At 46.5% G+C, this 17,997-nt stretch carries 15 protein-coding genes; 6 read left to right on the plus strand and 9 right to left on the minus strand.

Features of this window, described 5'->3' with window-relative positions:
- Window positions 1–40: 40 nt before the first annotated feature.
- Both AABA75_RS13160 and AABA75_RS13165 read right to left on the minus strand, forming a co-directional pair.
- Window positions 41–1,816, minus strand: a complete 1,776-nt coding sequence (locus AABA75_RS13160) for an autotransporter assembly complex family protein (protein ID WP_338293068.1) — start codon at window positions 1,814–1,816, stop codon at window positions 41–43.
- Window positions 1,813–3,150, minus strand: a complete 1,338-nt coding sequence (locus AABA75_RS13165) for a magnesium transporter (RefSeq protein WP_338293069.1) — start codon at window positions 3,148–3,150, stop codon at window positions 1,813–1,815. The genes AABA75_RS13160 and AABA75_RS13165 overlap by 4 nt, the downstream gene beginning before the upstream one ends.
- 324 nt (window positions 3,151–3,474) lie before the next feature.
- Here AABA75_RS13165 and AABA75_RS13170 point away from each other — a divergent pair, with 324 nt between their 5' ends.
- The 4 genes from AABA75_RS13170 (at window position 3,475) to AABA75_RS13185 (ending at window position 6,906) form a co-directional block, all read left to right on the plus strand.
- A complete protein-coding gene (locus AABA75_RS13170) occupies window positions 3,475–4,257 on the plus strand; it encodes an RMD1 family protein (protein WP_338293070.1) in 783 nt (260 codons plus the stop codon).
- A 213-nt stretch (window positions 4,258–4,470) separates the two neighbouring features.
- The gene (locus tag AABA75_RS13175) at window positions 4,471–5,508 is read left to right on the plus strand and encodes a succinylglutamate desuccinylase/aspartoacylase family protein (protein WP_338293071.1); all 1,038 of its coding nucleotides are present in this window, start codon (window positions 4,471–4,473) and stop codon (window positions 5,506–5,508) included.
- Window positions 5,505–5,951 (plus strand): ATP-dependent zinc protease family protein, encoded by a 447-nt coding sequence (locus AABA75_RS13180; RefSeq protein WP_338293072.1) that lies wholly within the window; start codon window positions 5,505–5,507, stop codon window positions 5,949–5,951. The genes AABA75_RS13175 and AABA75_RS13180 overlap by 4 nt, the downstream gene beginning before the upstream one ends.
- 79 nt (window positions 5,952–6,030) lie before the next feature.
- Window positions 6,031–6,906, plus strand: coding sequence for a universal stress protein (locus AABA75_RS13185; protein ID WP_338293074.1), 876 nt, complete (start codon window positions 6,031–6,033; stop codon window positions 6,904–6,906).
- A gap of 31 nt (window positions 6,907–6,937) precedes the next feature.
- Here the strand turns inward: AABA75_RS13185 and AABA75_RS13190 are convergent, their stop codons facing one another.
- Entirely contained in the window at window positions 6,938–7,873 is a 936-nt protein-coding gene (locus AABA75_RS13190; protein WP_338293075.1) for a hypothetical protein, read from the minus strand.
- Window positions 7,874–8,130: 257 nt separating this feature from the next.
- On the opposite strand from AABA75_RS13190, the gene AABA75_RS13195 reads away from it, so the two are divergent.
- On the plus strand, window positions 8,131–8,388 hold the full coding sequence (locus AABA75_RS13195; RefSeq protein WP_338293076.1) for a hypothetical protein: 258 nt from the start codon (window positions 8,131–8,133) through the stop codon (window positions 8,386–8,388).
- Window positions 8,389–8,725: 337 nt separating this feature from the next.
- Here AABA75_RS13195 and AABA75_RS13200 read toward each other — a convergent pair whose 3' ends face one another.
- Together AABA75_RS13200 and AABA75_RS13205 are read right to left on the minus strand one after the other, a co-directional pair.
- Window positions 8,726–10,903: a xanthine dehydrogenase family protein molybdopterin-binding subunit gene (locus tag AABA75_RS13200; protein WP_338293077.1), complete on the minus strand. Its 2,178-nt coding sequence runs from the start codon at window positions 10,901–10,903 to the stop codon at window positions 8,726–8,728.
- Window positions 10,903–11,370, minus strand: a complete 468-nt coding sequence (locus AABA75_RS13205; protein WP_338294855.1) for a (2Fe-2S)-binding protein — start codon at window positions 11,368–11,370, stop codon at window positions 10,903–10,905. The genes AABA75_RS13200 and AABA75_RS13205 overlap by 1 nt, the downstream gene beginning before the upstream one ends.
- Window positions 11,371–11,574: 204 nt before the next feature.
- Here AABA75_RS13205 and AABA75_RS13210 point away from each other — a divergent pair, with 204 nt between their 5' ends.
- A complete protein-coding gene (locus tag AABA75_RS13210) occupies window positions 11,575–12,015 on the plus strand; it encodes a hypothetical protein (RefSeq protein ID WP_338293078.1) in 441 nt (146 codons plus the stop codon).
- 40 nt (window positions 12,016–12,055) lie between these two features.
- Here the strand turns inward: AABA75_RS13210 and AABA75_RS13215 are convergent, their stop codons facing one another.
- The 4 genes from AABA75_RS13215 to AABA75_RS13230 all read right to left on the minus strand — a co-directional run bounded on the left by AABA75_RS13215 (window position 12,056) and on the right by AABA75_RS13230 (window position 17,992).
- Entirely contained in the window at window positions 12,056–13,015 is a 960-nt protein-coding gene (locus tag AABA75_RS13215) for an alpha-E domain-containing protein (RefSeq protein WP_338293079.1), read from the minus strand.
- A 2-nt stretch (window positions 13,016–13,017) separates the two neighbouring features.
- Window positions 13,018–14,463 (minus strand): circularly permuted type 2 ATP-grasp protein, encoded by a 1,446-nt coding sequence (locus AABA75_RS13220; RefSeq protein ID WP_338293080.1) that lies wholly within the window; start codon window positions 14,461–14,463, stop codon window positions 13,018–13,020.
- A gap of 98 nt (window positions 14,464–14,561) precedes the next feature.
- Window positions 14,562–15,437, minus strand: coding sequence for a transglutaminase family protein (locus tag AABA75_RS13225; RefSeq protein WP_338293081.1), 876 nt, complete (start codon window positions 15,435–15,437; stop codon window positions 14,562–14,564).
- A complete protein-coding gene (locus AABA75_RS13230) occupies window positions 15,434–17,992 on the minus strand; it encodes a circularly permuted type 2 ATP-grasp protein (RefSeq protein WP_338293082.1) in 2,559 nt (852 codons plus the stop codon). Before AABA75_RS13230 ends, AABA75_RS13225 begins: the two co-directional genes overlap by 4 nt.
- Window positions 17,993–17,997: the final 5 nt, after the last annotated feature.

Genomic DNA, 17,997 nt, shown 5'->3' on the forward strand with positions numbered 1-17,997 from the left:
CCTGTTGCTAATGCTTTCAAGTGGATGCAAAACTTTCTGATCACAGCGACGCTCCCAGCGAGAAATGAATTCGCCAGGTGGACTCCAAAGAGCTATTTCCTCTGGCGAGATACACTCTCAGCGGTCCCACAGGCGTTATCCAGTGCACTCCAGCTCCGATACCTGTCGCCACGTCATCAAACAGCGACATGCCAGCGTTACCAGCATCAGCAAACAGCGCCAGCCGCCAGTCAGGTACTAAATTGTAACTATACTCCACACTCACCGTGTACAAATATTTACCACCGGTTAGCTGTTCATCTTTATCGATCGGCGCCAGTGTTTCATAACCAAAGCCCCTGACACTTTGATCTCCTCCGGCGAAAAAGCGCAACGAAGACGGGACCTCAGCAAAGTTGTCGCTGCTCAAAGCGCCTAACTCTGCCCTGGCAAACCATTGATGATTGCCAAAACTGCGCAACCAACGACTTTGTGCTATGAACCTGAGCAGGTCGATGTCACTTAAAATTGATTTACTGCCTCCCTCAATAGATAGAAACTGCTTGTCTCCCCAAAATGGAGTGAGCCCGCCCTGACTGCGAAAACGCGTGTAAGTTATCCCCGGTAGTAACAATGACGTGGTCTGCTCTTCTGCGTTAGCTTGTGTGAAGGTTTCCCGGTTATAGCGCAGTTGCGCTATACGTTGCCAGTCATCGTCCTGCGTAATCCAATGGCGCTTTGCTGCTAGAGTTAAAATATTGCTTTGAGTGTCATTATCATCTGTGTGCTTTAACCCCAATTGCAAGCTGATAAAATTGCGGGCCGGATCCTGCAGTGGCATGCGATAGCGAGCGGCCAATGATTGTTCGATAAAAGAAGCAGACAGTTCTGTTTCAATACTATGTCCGGCTTTATTTAATCTAGAACGCTGCCAGCTGAATTTCGCTCTGGGACCGGTATCTGAGGATACGCCACCACCGATATTAAATTCATTGGCCGGTTTGAACTGATAAACAACCTCCAGGGGTACTTGTAACTCTATTGCTTGCGATACCAAAGGCCGGACAAAAACTGAGGTAAAATAGCCCGAGCGTTTTAACTGTTCAGTAAACTGATTTAACACCACAGAATCATATTCATCGCCAGGCTGAAAGGGACGCAAAGCAATTATCAGGGCTCTGTCATCGGGATCCGGTAAATTTATTAGTTCCCCGAAACGGTACCTTGACCCGATACTGACTTCCAGAACGATATCCGCTGATAATTTGTCTGCCCGTAACTGCACTTCGTGACGTTCAAATTTGAAGTCGAAGTAGCCTTTGAGCAACGCATTTCCCGTAGTATCTGATTTCCACTGTTCATAGAGCTTGTGGTCGAACTTGTCTCCGGTTTTGAAGGGAAAGCGGCTATTTATTTGTCGTAACAAAGGATCATTGTCGGTCTGATCCAGCAGTGCTATTTGAACTGAATTGACCAATAAGGCAGGACCTAATTCAACCTCTAATAACCAGCTATCACAGTCTGTTTTGCTGCCAGGTTCAAGGCTTTGGATATTAGCCTTGTAATAACCTTTGGCTTTGAGGGCGGTATCCACCGCTGCCCACACTTTTTTTCGATAACGATTACTGATCACGCAATTTTCAGCGGAAGAAAACACACTAACATGCAAATTGATGTTGTTCAGTACCGAAGCGGGAATGGATCCCCTCCCTTTAATCTCAATCGCGGTGGCCGATTGCAGCCACAACAAAGCCCCCAGCCATATCATCAAGCCGCTGCTACATTGTCTCAATAGTGCTAACAAGCGTTTAATTTCCTCCGATGAAAACCAGCTCACAACAAAAATAAAGTACCCAACCCCAGGAACGCCACAAATCCCACGATATCCGTTACCGTAGTTAGGATCACTGAGCCGGAAAGCGCCGGATCGATCTTCAGTTTATCCAGAATAATTGGCAACGATACGCCTGCTAGTGCAGCAGCAATGATATTGCAAAGTATCGCAAGGGCAATGACCACACCAAGCAATGGATCGGTAAACCAAAAAGAAGCCACGATACCAATCACTATCGCCCAGATTATGCCATTCAGTCCGCCAACTCTAAGTTCCTTTTGCAACAAAGCATTGCGGTTACCTTTGGTCACCTGTCCAAGGGCCAAACCGCGTACAATCAGGGTTAATGTTTGACTTCCTGCAATCCCCCCCATACTGGCGACAACAGGCATAAGTACCGCCAATGCCACCACTTGCTGTAAAGTGGCTTCGAATAATCCAATAAACCACGAAGCCAGAAACGCTGTCAGTAAATTAATCCCCAGCCAAACCGCACGACTTTGGGCACTTTTGCGTACTGGTGCGAATAAATCTTCATCCTCATCCATACCGGCAGATGACATCACCTGGCGCTCATAATTCTCATTCACGAGTTCCGACGCAGTCACCATATCCACCCGCCCCAACAACGTATTGTTACTATCAACTGCGGGTAAGGCACTGAAACCGGAGCGTTGTACTAAGCGCGATGCATTGATACTGTCGTCTTCCACCCGTACAACATCAATGTACTCTTCTGAGATTTCCACTAAAGGCAGGTGCTCGGGCGCACCAAAAACCCTGGTGAGTTTTACCGCTTCGGTAAAATGACCCGCACGGTTCACCAAGAAGATACAGTCTGTGAGATCAGGCACGTTGCGCCGAATCAAGCGCAACGCATCTCGCACCTTGGCACTTATGGGTAATACCAACACTTCATGGCTTAGCCAATGACCAATCTGATTATCAGAGAATAAGCTGGCATCCTGAAAGTATTTGCGCTGTTGCTTATTCATCACTGACAATGCGCTTTCTACCAGTCGGTCAGGCAATGAATCCGCCAGCTCCAACAGAACTTCCGCATCCATATCAGTGAACAGTTGCAACCACTCATCATTATCCGTGGCATCAATGAGTACTTCCCGCGGATCCCCCCGCATGGCGACCAGCACATCAATCTTTTTGTGCTTTGGCACTTCACTCCAAACCGAAAGGCGCTGCTCAACGGGTAATGATTCTAATAGCAGTGCAATGTCAGAGGCGTCTTCTTCCAACATCATGTTAGCAACCGAATCGCTCTCTCCCGTCAGCGGCGCAGATACCACTTCTTCAATTAGATTGGGTAAAGGGTCAGACATCCTGTAATCCTCTGAAATATCAGTAGTTATGGTGATGATAGCAATTGCTCATAGCACTACAACTGGAAAGCAAAAATAGTTTTCTTTGGAACTGATGAATTTGCAGGTTCGTTTTTCACCAGAGTTATTTGATAGACAAGCAGCAGCGCTCTGCGGTCACATTTTTTATTATCAAATTACTTGTGACTTTAGATGATTGTGCTGCGTCTACAGGCTTAACCCGGAAGGCAGTGCGTTTGCTTCCGACCTATAACGCTATCGATGCAAGCAAGGTATAGATAGCCATTGATTACATTACTGGTATTCGCTACCGAAGAGTCTGTTATGCAAAATAAACGTCAAAATGTCAGTACTAAACTGGTAGGCTTCAATATTGATTTAATTGGTCTTAAGGCCAAACTACACAAAAACCACCTTGTACAACAATACCGAGATGCAATGTATGTGGCATTCTCTGAAGGTATGGCGTTTGTATTTGACTATGGTGTTATTTCTACCTGGTCACTGACTGACGAAGAAAAAAGCCAGTTATTGGACAAAGTATTAACTTGCACCAAACAAAACAGTGAGAATCACGATTGGGAGACCATGCCCTATCGCATCCAAGCGGGTTCAAGTCTGTCAATTCGAGACGACCAGATTCGTTTACCTGATAATGATATGTTTACTCTGTTAGCTGTAAGCCATGCCCTGGCACAATCAGAAAAACTAGAGCAATTTGAATCTCTCGCCGAAAAAACCATCGGTGAGCATGCACATTTGTCTGCCACATTGGCCAAAACCGGAAAAATTCCGCTATCAAGAAAAGCGTTGGCTCGAGCGAGAGGTAGCCTGTTTCAGACTCGCAGCGATATTGTATTGCGTTACAACCTGCTCGATACTCCCGAATTCTTCTGGGAATACCCTGAACACGAAAGCAACTATCTACAGATTTCGCGATATCTGGAGCTGCAACCGCGAGTTGAATTGCTGAACCTGAAACTTGCTACGATCAACGAATTATTGGAAATGTTGGCTGCAGAGCAAAATCACAAACACTCTGCGTTCCTGGAATGGATTATTATCTACCTGATTGCGGTGGATATTATTCTGTATTTTGGACACTAATAAGCCATTAAACAGCAAAAAAATGTAACGCAACTGAGTTACAAGTAGCTAAACTAATGAAACTGACATTCCAGTTGAACAAGAATTTGAGAACTGCAACTCAATACAATTAAAACCAGAGCACAAACTCAAAAGACGATGACATCGAGTGGGAAACGCCGAGTCTTAAGGGCAATCAACCCTAAGGTCTGATAAACACAGGTATAGAATAATATGGCAGAAGCACTGATTATCGGGAATACCCTGATAAAACCGGGTTCCAGGGTAAAACTGGAATTACCCGCAGCAAAACTGTATACCGACACGGAAATATCCATTCCGGTTGAGGTCATTCATGCTCGCAAACCCGGCCCGGTTATATTCATCAGTGCCGCGATCCACGGTGATGAGTTAAATGGTATCGAAATTATCAGACGGCTGCTGACCAAAAAGTCATTTCGATTGTCCAAAGGCACTATCATTGCAGTGCCTATTGTCAACGTTTATGGCATGCTCAATCAAAGTCGCTATATGCCGGATCGCCGCGATTTAAACCGCAGCTTTCCGGGCTCAGCTAAAGGCTCTCTAACGGGGCGTCTGGCCCACTTGTTTCTGTCAGAGATTGTGAGCAAATGCCAATACGGTATCGATTTGCACACGGGGGCAATCCATCGCAGTAACTTCCCTCAGATACGCGCCAACCTGAATGATGAAGAAACCATGGAGTTAGCCAGAACTTTTGGCGTGCCGGTGGTGCTCAATGCAGAAATCAGGGAAGGTTCATTACGTGAAGCCGCCGCCTCAAAAGGTTGTAAAGTGCTTCTATATGAAGCCGGGCAGGCACTGCGATTTGATGAGCTTTCCATTCGCGCGGGGCTAAAAGGCGTGCTCAATGTGCTATCGCAACTGGGTATGATCCGTAAGCGCAAGCCATCAAAAACCGTAGAGCCCTTTATCTCAAATCACAGCTTTTGGGTAAGAGCCATTAGTAGTGGAACGGTGACCGACCGCAAACGTTTGGGCGACCATGTTAAAAAAGGCGATGTTTTAGCTGAAATTAACAGCCCAATTGGCGACACAGTTGATTTGCTAAAAGCACCGAATAGTGGTGTTATTATCGGTAAGCAAAACATCCCGCTTGTGCAAGAAGGTGATGCTATGTATCACATTGCAGATTTTGAAACGCCCAGGCAAGTGGCTGAGCACATAGAACAACTGCAAGATGACTTATTACCTGAAGAAGATAACAAAACGATGGACCAGGACTTATGAGCAACAATACGCAACACCCACAATTTGACGGCAAAATGGTAATTGGTGTCGCCGAAAAAATAGATTTACCGGAGTTGGGCTTGTCCAGCGTCGCGACGCGCATCGACACTGGTGCCAAAACTTCGGCACTACATGTTGATCACATCGATGTAGACGAAGAGGCCGGTAAAGTGAAATTTTGGTTTCACCCCGACTCACACGACGTAGACAAAATCATAAAGTGCTCTGCCAAGATACACGATATTCGTTGGATTAAGTCGTCAAACGGTGAAAAAGAACGTCGTTGTGTCATTAAAACTCCGGCTCAAATTGGAGATTTACATTGGGACATCGAGCTGACTCTCACTGACCGCTCCGTTATGAAACATTTGATGTTACTGGGCAGAGAAGCACTTACAACCCATTTTGTAATAGACCCTTCAGACGATTACCTGGCGGATTGATTTGCGCTGTAAGGAAAACATGTAAAATCAGCCACCACTTTAAAAGTGGAAACCGGTTAAGACAAAGGAGCGTACTTGAGTGACAGAACAACTGATTAAAAGTATTACCTGGCTTGTTGACGGTCGTCACGACGTGCATCCGGCCGTTACAGATAAAGTGTTAACCTTGGCCAAATTGCAACAAGCCAAAATCAACCTGATTTTCGACAACAGATTACGGGCTCGCGAACGCCATTATTGGTTTTTATTCGAGCAGTCTGAGCAGGTGGAAAGCGATTGGCGTCAACAGCAACAGCTTAAACAACAAGCGCTTAAAGACGCACTTGAGGAAAGTCAGATTTCATATAACTTTGAAATTGTAGAAAATGCCAATTATCTGGACAGTGTAAAAAAATACCAGAAAACCATCAAAAACAGTCTGGTTGTCATTCAAGATCAAGCTCCCGGCGACCGCCACCCAGTGTTTCAAGACCTGGCCAACATCAACAGTCATATCTTACTTTTGACGCCAAAGCCCTGGTCAAAAAATATGAGCCTGTTAGGTGCAGTAGATCCCTTGCATGAACACTCACGACCTGAGGATATGGATTTCGTCATTTCCAGAAAAACCCAACACCTGGCAAAATTATTTAAATGTGAGTGGTTTATCGGGCACGCCTGTCATATCCCGGCGTCCTTTGTTCAATACAAACATAAAATATCCACTTTGCATCGACAAGGATTGGACGATTTTATGGCGCGGATTGGGGTCACCAGCAAGCATGGTATCTTACTGTCGGGATTACCGGAACGCGCACTTCCCGAATGGATTGCCAAACAAAAAACCGACATTTTATTACTGGGTAATGTCACTCGTAATGCCTTGTTCTCACATCTTGTCGGCAGCACTACCGCGGCTTTACTTAGCAAACCACCCTGTGACATGTTGTTAGTGAAAAGTCAGGCTTCTAGCTGACATCTCCATGCAGTGAAAGTATAGATAGGGCTTATAACTTAAACTTAAGCCCCAACTGAAATCGCTGTTGCCCTTCATTGAGTTCCAGCTTACTGAACCAGTCCAGGCCCCATTCAGGCAGGAATTGCCCTTCGATTTCCAGTGTCACGGCATGCCCATAATCGACAAAGTCTTCAGTTAATTCGGCCCGCTCACCAAAGCCATCACTGGTGTAACTGTAATAAGCAAAGTACTCTATGTTTTCTTCTAGCAGGTGCGTTTCGCCCGCAAGGCTTAGCACCACCTTGGAGCGATGATTATCGAGACGATTTATCAGTTCAAAAGACACCAGATGGGCGTCACTGAGCTTGTGCGTAATTTCACCACGAGCAAAGTTATTACTTAGCATATGCTCAAGCCCCAACTCAAATCCGGTAATGGCATTGAATCTCGAACTTAATTCAAATTCCCCGTAATTGAGGTTTTTCCCACCTTCCCAAAAGTCCGGATCGCCAGCGTCGTTCAACTCACCAATGACCCATTCAATTTGGGTGTCGGGAGAACGCTGATAAACCTGGCGAACACCAGTAATCCAGCCATCTTTTGACAAACCAGTAGAGGAAACTCGCCCCTTGTAAGTAGGGATAACCCCGATTTCAGTCTTGCCTTGTTCATTCTGGTGCCTCAAATAAAGGCGTCGAAAATGGAAATGATGAGTTTCATCGGCACCAAAGGTATTGTAGCTGGAGGCAAAACTATCACCCGTTACCGCAAATCCATTGAGGCTCCAGAGACTGTTTTCAAAGGTTAACTGCGGATAGAAACGCACGCGATATTGATAACGAGGCGCTTTTTCAGAACGATAATCGGCTCTGGTGGAAACGTCAGTTTTACTGTTAAACACCTGCGCATTTGAAGAGAAACTCAGCGCAACAAGGATAAAACTCCAAATCAAAAAACTTGTCACGTTACCCACTGCGTTGTTCAACCACCTTTTGCTGTTAGTAAAGCTAAAAATAACACACTCCAGACAAAGACTACTTCGTGAAAACTTCACAATATATCAGAAGAGCGACTGACTTGTGTAATAACAACAAGAACTAGCCCCATGAACGCTATGAACAAAAATGAAAACCAAATGATATTCGATGGTGAATAATAGAATTCACATTGTCTGCACATTTAAATGGCATAAGGATAACCGTGCACCATAAGTTCAATTATTGCGCAGTAGAGGAGAAAAACATGTCATCTTTGGCGAGCTTTTGTTTCAACGGCACTGAATATCAAATTTCAAAAGAAAACTTGGATATGGAAACACTAAAAGCACTTCTTAAAAAGGTCATCAACAGTGAAGGCAACCCGGCAGTAGAGAAGCTTCTCAGCCCCAACAATGAGAATGTTGATTGGTTTGAAGCCTTATTAAGCAATACAAATAACTACGCCGGAAATGAACCGCAACTCTGTGAAGCCGACGATGAAGAATTACTCAAGTCACTATGATACCAATTCCGATAAACATTTGCTCACTCAGCGCTGCCTCAGGGACATTAGTTCGAGGCGTGCGAATGAAAGAATACTGGTGGTCTTGTGAACTTCGCACAACAAAGAAATAATGTTTCTAAGGCGCGTCTTCGATGGGGTTGAAAAGCATTTATACTGTGTTGAATGTTCTTGATTTAGGTCCACTAGACCTGCAAACATCCGCCTTGTCTAAATGCTTTTCATCTCCCACTGAGCTGGGTAAATATTTATTGGAATTGGTATAAACTTCAGTGCAAAAACACGGAACTAACGGAAGCCTTGCTACAGAAGGCAAGGCTCCCGTTTGCTCTTGATGCTAAACCCGCTGGCCAATTGGTAGTTTCGTTATGGGCTTACCGGTTACGCTGCGAATGGCATTAGCCACCGCAGGACCAATTGGCGGCGTGCCCGGCTCCCCTACCCCTGTTGGAGCTTCCGCTGACGGAATGATGAATACTTCAATATCGGGCATTTGATTAATTCTCAGTGGCGTATAATCGTAAAAGTTATTTTGCTGCACTTTTCCATTATCAAGGGTAATGGCCTCACCTAATATTGCACTCAAACCATAGCCAATGCCCCCTTCCATCTGTGCCACCACAACGTCTGGCGTGACTGCAACGCCGCAGTCGACGGCGCACCAAACCTTCTCCACTTTAAAGGTTTTGTCTGCATTAACCTTAATTTGAGCCACTTGAGCCACAAAGCTGGCGAAAGACTCATGTACTGCGACACCAAGCCCGATACCTTCTGGCAGAGATTTGCCCCAATCTGAGGCCTCGAGAACTTTATTGAGTACCGCCAGATGGCGTGGATGTTCCTTAAGCAACTCTTGTCGCAATTTGCCAGGATCTTTACCCGCCTTGTGGGCTACCTCATCAAAAAATACTTCGGTAGCGTAGGCATTGTGACTATGACCCACGGAACGCCACCAGAGCACCGGCACACCAACCTGAGCTTCGTGGCCGTCAAATTTAAAATTGGGAATACGGTAGGGCAAATTTGCCCCACCCTCTACAAGTGCAAAGTCTAGGGGACCGGTGATAAGGCCCTCAAATGGCGTACCTCGTAATATGGATTGCGAAACCAGGCGCTGATGCCAACCAGTGATTTCACCATTGGCATCAATGGCCGCTTTAAACTTATGATACGCCATGGGACGATACCGTCCACCTTTAACGTCGTCTTCTCTGGACCATTGCAAGCACACAGGGGCTGACCCATTGATGGCCTTGGCAATCACCACTGCATCCATCACAAAATCAGAATCTGGAACCGCTCGGCGACCAAAACTGCCCCCGGCAAATTGGGTGTGAATAAACACTTTTTCCACCGGCACACCAGTCACCTGTGAGGCCACGTACTGATCGATACCCGGAATTTGAGAGCCTGTATAAATATGACAGGCGTCTTTTTGCAAATCCACTACGCAATTCATGGGCTCCATGGTGGCATGAGATAGATAAGGAAATTCAAATTCCATCTCCAGTGTTTCACTGGCTGCTGCCAATGCTCCGCCCATATCACCATCGTTACGGGCAATAGCTCCCTGCTTTTCTGCCAGCGTTTTAAAATCAGCCCAGAGCTCAGCCGAGCTGCGGTTCTCCGCTTTACTGTCATCCCATTGTGTTACCAGCGCCGCTTTCCCTTGACGGGCAGCCCAATGATTTTTGGCCAGAACGGCTACCCCTCGTGGCGTTTCCACTACGGCTTGCACACCAGCAACCGCTTTGGCTTTTTCACTGTTTACGCTCTTTAATGTAGCGCCAAACTTTTCGGGACGGGCAATAGCCGCCACCAGCATACCCGGCAATCGCACATCAATCGTGTATTGCGCCTTGCCGGTACTTTTCTCTTTACTGTCGATGCGTGGTAGAGAGGTTCCGATGAGGGTAAATTCTTCTGGTTTCTTTAACTTTGGCTCTTGTGGCGGGGCAATTAATGCCGCAATCTCGGCCATTTCACCATAAGTAGCGCTTTTTCCACTAGCTGTTAGCATCCCTTTTTGCGCGCTTACATCGGACTCTGCCACTCCCCAGGTCTTAGCGGCAGCACTAATGAGCATGTGCTTTGCCGCTGCACCAGCTTGACGCAATTGCATCCATGAATTAGCAATAGAAGTGGAGCCTCCAGTGCCTTGATAAGGCCCCCAAAACAGATTGTTGTAGCGATTCGGATCAGAGGGTGCGAACTCCCAGCGCATTTGCGACCAGTCAGCATCAATTTCTTCAGCGACAATGGCTGTCAGCCCCGTGGTAACGCCTTGCCCTTTGTCGAGATGTTTGATGACCACCGTAATACTGTTGTCTTTGGCAATTTTAACAAAGTGGCCCATTTCACTGGCACTCTGAGCTTCAGCATGTGCTGCTCCAGACAAACCAAAGCCGATACTAAACCCCACACCAGAAAGGGCAGACACTTTAATGAACTGGCGACGACTGACTTCGGTTTGAGCCACCTTGTTAATCACTTTTGTCGGGCTAATAACACGCATTATGATACCTCCTTAGCCAGCGAGTCTGCCGCTTCGTGGATGGCCGCACGAATGCGTTGATAAGTAGCACAGCGGCAAACATTGCCTTGCATTGCCATATCAATATCTTCGTTACTGGGAGATTTATTTTTTTCCAGCAGTGCCGTCGCCGACATCACCTGACCTGACTGACAATAACCACACTGTACGACATCAAGTTTTTGCCAAGCTGTTTGAATCGCTTTGGATGCCTCACTGGTGAGCCCTTCAATGGTAGTAATACTGCCACCGTTGGCAGCGGCAATCGGTGTAGAGCAGGAACGGATTGGCGCACCGTTTAAATGCATGGTGCAGGCACCACACATGGCAACGCCACAGCCAAATTTGCTGCCGGTTAGATTTAGCTCATCTCGCACATACCACAGCAGTGGCATATTGGGGTCGCCTTCCCAGGTGACCTTTTCACCATTTAACTCAAATGCAATCATCATTTCTCCGGCATCAAAATTACTCAAAACATGACTTCAAAGTATTGCAAAGGCTTGGAGTTTGGCAAGCGATGTAGCAGTGAAATTGTTTGTAATTTAAGCTATATGTAGGATTATGCATCAATCAGATTGCATTAGGCACCTGACTGTAAAAAGCGTAAAAATGTTGGAGAACTTTGTATTGTGATTAGATTAAACAGCAGTATGACATGGTTTCACAAACGTCTTTTTCCATTAGTCTGGTTTGGCTTTTTAGTGTTCTTTTTTGTTATGGCACCATTTTCCACAGAAGACACCACCAAACGTATTATCTTTATGGTTGCGCCTTTTCCCATGGCTCTGTTTGGTTATTTTCTAATGAAAAAACTGATTTTTGGTCTGGTGGATGAAGTTTACCGACAACAAGATCAAATTATTTGTCGCAATGGTGATAAAGAGGAGCGCTTCAATCTGAGCGATATTCAGAGCGCGTTGTATTACACCCACTCCCAACCAGCCAAATGCGTCCTGAGACTTCGCCGCAATAGCAATTTTGGCAGAGAGATAGAGTTCATCCCCAAAATAAATGGCAACATTTTTTCATTCAATGCAGACGTCGAGCAACTGGTAGATGATGTAGATAGATTAAATCAGGGCAGAAATTAGCGCAAAAAAGGCTTACCCCAGAGAGGTAAGCCTGTGTTTATCAATTTTGCGACTGTGATTGCTGTGCAGCAATCATCCCTGATAAGAAATAGTGCTCGCTGACACTGTTGTGAACTTTGCTCAATTCCAGCTGAATGTCATCAATAGCATCGTGCAAGCCTTGTTGCTTCAGGGTCAATACATCCTGTTCAGACACCCGGCGCTTCACCTTCATCAATTGTCGTAATGGCGCTTCGTTGCGAGGTAAATCGCACAAACGCATGCCAATATCATTAATACAAAACAAAATAGAACGCGGAAATGTCTCGCTTTGCATTAAGAAATTAAGCACCTGTGCCCGTTTCACCTTTACATTCATGCTCTGACGATACATCTGATAGGCATCCATGGATTTGAGCACACTCATCCATTGAATGTTTTGAAAGGGTTCACTCTCCTCTTCCGTCACCAGATTGGCAGAGCGCACATCAACAATGCGCGATGTCATTTCAGCTCTTTCCAGATTACAACCCAACCGGAAAAACAGATAGCTCTCATCGTGATTTAAGGTGCCTTGGATCAGACCATAAAAGGATTGAATGCGAAAAATTACTTCTTCCAAGTAAGCAAAACGGCGCTTCTTATTAAGCCCTTCCGAGACATTGTCTTTGGCAAAATGATATAAGGAATTCAGGCGTTCCCAAGCCTCTCTGGGCAACACATCCCGCACCGTGCGGGCATTTTCTCGCGCTGCCCATAAACAATAATTCAAACTCACCTGGCTGGTATCATTGCGCTCCAATAAAAATTTGATAACGGTGCGTTCGTTAAAATTACTGTGCACCTCGCAGTAAGCTTCGCGCTCTCCCACGATATCAATTAATGGCTCCCAGCCGAGACTCACCCCTTTGGGCAAATCCAGTAGCAGGTTGTTATTCACATTGATTAAACGGGCCATGTTCTCTGCCCGTTCAACGTAGCGCGCCATCCAATAAAGGGTTTCCACAACTCTGGCTAACATGGTTATTCCTCCTCTACTATCCAGGTGTCTTTGCTACCACCACCTTGTGATGAATTTACCACCAGCGAACCTTTGCGCATGGCCACCCTGGTTAAGCCTCCTGTAGTCACCTTGATATCATCGCTGGAAAGAATAAAAGGCCGCATATCCACATGTCGTGGTTCGGCATTGGTACCAATAAGTGAAGGAACGGTGGAAAGGTTTAACGTGGGTTGCGCGATATAATTGCGTGGATCGGCCTTGATCAACCCGGCAAATTTTTGCTGTTCTTTTTTGGTGGACATAGGACCGATGAGCATTCCATAGCCACCCGATTCATTGGCGGGTTTCACCACCAGTTTATCGAGGTTCTCCAGCACGTATTGGCGCTCTGAGTCGTTCATACAGCGGTAAGTGGGCACATTGGGTAACGTCGGTTCTTCTCCCAGATAATATTTAATAATTTCCGGCACCCAGGCATACACCACTTTATCATCGGCTACCCCTGCTCCCGGCGCATTGGCCAGAGCGACATTGCCACTTTTCCAGGCGCGCATTAAGCCTGGCACACCAAGCATGGAATCAGGATTAAAAGCCTCTGGGTCAAGAAACAAATCATCAATGCGACGATAAATAACATCGACACGCTGCAACCCCTCTACGGTGCGCATATAAACACAGTCGTCATCACCCACCACCAGATCTCGTCCCTCCACCAGCTCGCAACCCATTTGCTGCGCCAGGTAGGCGTGCTCAAAATAAGCAGAGTTATAAATGCCCGGTGTTAATACCACAACCTCAGGGTAATCCAGTGGTCTTGGCGAGATAGCGGCCAACATGTCGAACAATTGTGATGGATAATCGTCTACTGGTAATATTGATAATTGCTCGAACATGTCAGGAAATACCCGCTTCATCACCTCTCGGTTTTCCAACATGTAAGATACCCCCGAGGGCACCCGCAGGTTATCCTCCAGCACATAAACAGTGCCATCACTGTCTTTCACCAGATCAGAGCCACAGATATGAGCCCAGATATTCAATGGCGGCGTCACACCCACACATTGTTTGCGAAAGTTCACCGATTGCTCCAACAGTTCGGCAGGAAATACCTTGTCCTTGATAATTTTTTGGTCGTGATAAATATCATCGATAAACATATTCAGCGCTTTTACCCGCTGTTTTAAACCGTACTCTATTTTTTGCCACTCTTGTTTGGGCATTACGCGGGGAATAACATCAAATGGCCAGGCGCGATCAATTGCCCCTCCTTCATGGTAAACCGTGAAGGTGATACCCATCTCTTTAATGGCGAGATCGGTAGAATTAACAACAAGTTTAAGTTCTTCGTCACTGAGTGACTCAAAATACTTGCTCACTTGTTTTGCACTTTTTCTCGGTTTACCCGCCGACTTCATCAACTCATCGTAGAAGTTTTGGGTATCGTAATTTTCCCATTTAATTGCCATTTAACCACCCTATTTAACATGCTCTTGGCAGACTGACTCATTAACACTATGAACCATTAAGTATTACAGTCAATTGCACTTTGCCCAAATAATCATCCCTAAATTCTTGCCACATCCACAGATACCGACAAGACATTACTGCCTCCGCCGAACAACACCCCTTTTAATGGGGTAACGTCAAAATAGTCTCTTCCGGTTGCCAGACGAATATGCTGATTGCCCGGTACAATGTCGTTGGTGGGGTCAAACTCCATCCAACCACTTCCGGGTAAAAACACCGCAAACCAGGCATGCGAGGCATCTGCACCTTCCAGTTTTTCTTGTCCTTCAGGAGGCAATGTTTCTATGTAGCCACTGACGTATTTGGCCGGGATACCAATACTGCGTAAACAACCTATCGCCAGATGAGCAAAGTCCTGACACACCCCGCGTTTGTGTTCGATTACGGTTTCCAGTGGTGTACTCAAAGTAGTAAACGCAGGATCGTATTTAAATTCAGTGAAAATACGATGCATCAGATGCCGCGTACCGTCCAATAAAGGTCGGTTTGGCGTAAAAGACTTAAGGGCGTATTCCTTGAGTGCATCTAATGTAGGTATGAACCGGGAAGCAAAAGTGAACTCTTTTGCCAGCAGTAACTCTGGTGACAAGCCTCGTTGAACTTCGTCGCGTACCTGTTCCCATGAGGCATCAAAACTAAACAGCATAGTTTGCGGCCGTTCCACCACTATGACCTCACTGGTAACGGTAACTTCCAGTACTTGATGTTGCTCGGGGATGTCAAAACGCGTCACCTTGTTGCCAAAATAATCGCTGTGCTCCCCCAGGTAGCTGGGCGAAGGAGAAATTTCAAACTGGCTGAACTTGCACACCTGATGCTCATTGTTCAAAGGGCTAAGACGCGCCAGGTTTTGACACAAACTTACCGGCTCGCTGTATTCATAAAGGGTAATGTGCTTAATTCTATACTTCATGAAGAGACCTGCCCCTGCAATAACTGGGTTGCAGCCTCAGTGTGAGAGAAGTAAATCTGACTGATGGCTTCAGCCAGCGCCAGAAGATCAGCATTAACATCTTCGATCAGGGCTTGCAGATTTTCGCGTTTCCCCTCTTCATTGGCCTCCACCAATTCGCTTAACTCACAAAGTTGAATTCGCGTTAAGGCCGACAAGATCATTTTTTCATGGCGCTCCAGGCGAGAGTCATTCTGCTCTTTGGGCATTTCCTTCACTAGCTGCCGCAGTATTTTCAGCTGATAACACAAGGAACGCGGATAATCGGCATTCAGCAGTAACAGCTCTAGTACAGTTTCAATGCGCTGCTCCACACGGTAGCGGCGTCTGTGGGTTGCCAGGCTCTCCTGGGAATACAACAAGCTATCTAGCACCAGTGATTCCATCTCCTCTTCAGTAGCCTGACTGAGTAAGATTTCACTTAAGTTCATGATTTGATGCGCCCGCTCGAGCCTTCTGCCCGCTTCCAACATCACCCAACCGCCATCGCGAGACAAGCTCTCGGCAGCATGTCCTAAGAAGGCACTCACCGAATCTAATAATTCATTGAGCAATTCCTGCATATCACTGACACTGCGGGTGGGCTTGCTATATTTGATGCGTCGCGCAGCCTGATTAATTTCATCAATAATGCGCCAGGTATCACCAGACCAATAATCGCGAACACTAAAGGCACTGTTTAAGAAAAAGCCAAAGGTGGCAGTTAACCCGCCATTGAGGTCAGTGCCAAATACAAACTGACGCATCATCCACCAATATGCACTGCGGCCTTTATCTTTAATTTGTGATAAAGCGTCGGCGATCTGCGGATGATGGGTCATTAAGCCAGTGATCAGTTGCTCAATATGACCCAAGGCATCTTCTTCGTGACCGGGAGAATATTCAGTGAGTCGCACCAAAATCGCTCTGACCAGGCGCACCTGACTCTCAGAACGTTCAATGTTGCGCCCCACCCAAAACAAACTCTCGGCGGTACGACTGGTGATTTGCTCATGGCCGCGATAGGCAGCTTGCTCGCCCACTAATTGCCATAAACTACTGTGATTTTCCTCACTCTCACCTAGCACCCAGGTGTCTTTTAACAATCCGGTAAAAGGCGATTCTTGCTGACTTTTATAATAGACAAGTCGGGTTAGTGCTCCCGGCAAAACTCGATAACTATCTTGCTCAGCAATGGCAAAGCTGCGGATTTTAATGGGTTTGGCCTGAAATTTAGCATTGCTCCAAGCGGGGGCGCGGGAAAACTCCAGAAAATCTTGCGCCACATAATCACCGGGACTGGCAGCAATACTCTGGCGCAACGCTTCTCGTTCGGTTTCACTCATGCTGGAGGGATATTGGTTTTTAGCATGATGGTCAGCGCGCTTTATCACCATCTTATCAAGGTTGGCGAGAGTATGTTGCCGGGCTTGTTCTACTCCGCACCAATGGCTTTCAATTTGTGGAATGATGAGTGATTCGTCAAACAGATGCTCACACACGGCAGGTAAATACGGCATTAATGCAGAATTTTCCAGGATGCCCGCACCGATGGGGTTGATAACAATGACATTGCCCTGACGCGCGGCATGTAACAATCCAGGCACACCGCACACTGAGTCCTCTTGTAACTCCAGCGAATCACAGAGCTGATCATCCACCCAGCGTAAAATAACATCTACCTGCTCCAGACCGTCCAGGGTTTTGAGCCACACTTTGCTGTCACGTACGGTCAAATCGGCGCCCAGTACCAGGTTATATCCCAAATAGGCCGCCAGATAAGCATGCTCAAAGTAGGTTTCATCTGCGGCCCCGGCAGACAACATGACAATGTTGGGCGTTCTGTTATGGGGCACCAGTGACGTAAAAGCACCATGCCAGGTTTTGAAAAAACTCGATAACCTGGCTATTTCTGCGCTACTAAATTCGCTACTCATCACCCGCGACATGGCCACCCGGTTTTCCAGACAATAACCCACCCCGGTAGGCATTTGGGTTTTGTCACGGATCACCACCAGCTGTCCTTCAGGATCTCGAGTGATGTCAGCAGAATAAAACATTAAAGGCTGGGCAATGTGTTCATACAAGCCATGAGCTGGACGAATGTATTGTTCACTATTGAGTATCACTTGCGCAGGGATAACACCTGAAGTCAGTAATTCTCTGGGCCCATACAAGTCCTTAAACACCGCATTAAGTAACTTTGCTCTTTGCCGCATACCGGCATTCAAATGCTGCCAGGAAGCTTGATCCAGTACATAAGGGATCGCATCCAGTTCCCAGGCACGGCGACTATCGTCCTCTTTGGCAAAACTATAGGTGACACCGATTTCTTGCAGTTGCTTATGGATCAGTTGTTGGCGAGCTCTGAAGTCCGATTCTGGTAACTTTTCCAGTTGCTGTACCAGGTTTTGCCAGTGGGGTCTTGGACTGCTTGTTTGATTGTCCCAAAACTCATCATACCCTCGCGTATCCGCCAGATAATCCCCCATATGACGGGCCAGCAAAGATTCATCGGGGGACGCGTTATCTGTCATACTTA

The organism is Planctobacterium marinum (assembly GCF_036322805.1).
Taxonomy (GTDB): Bacteria; Pseudomonadota; Gammaproteobacteria; order Enterobacterales; family Alteromonadaceae; genus Planctobacterium; species Planctobacterium marinum_A.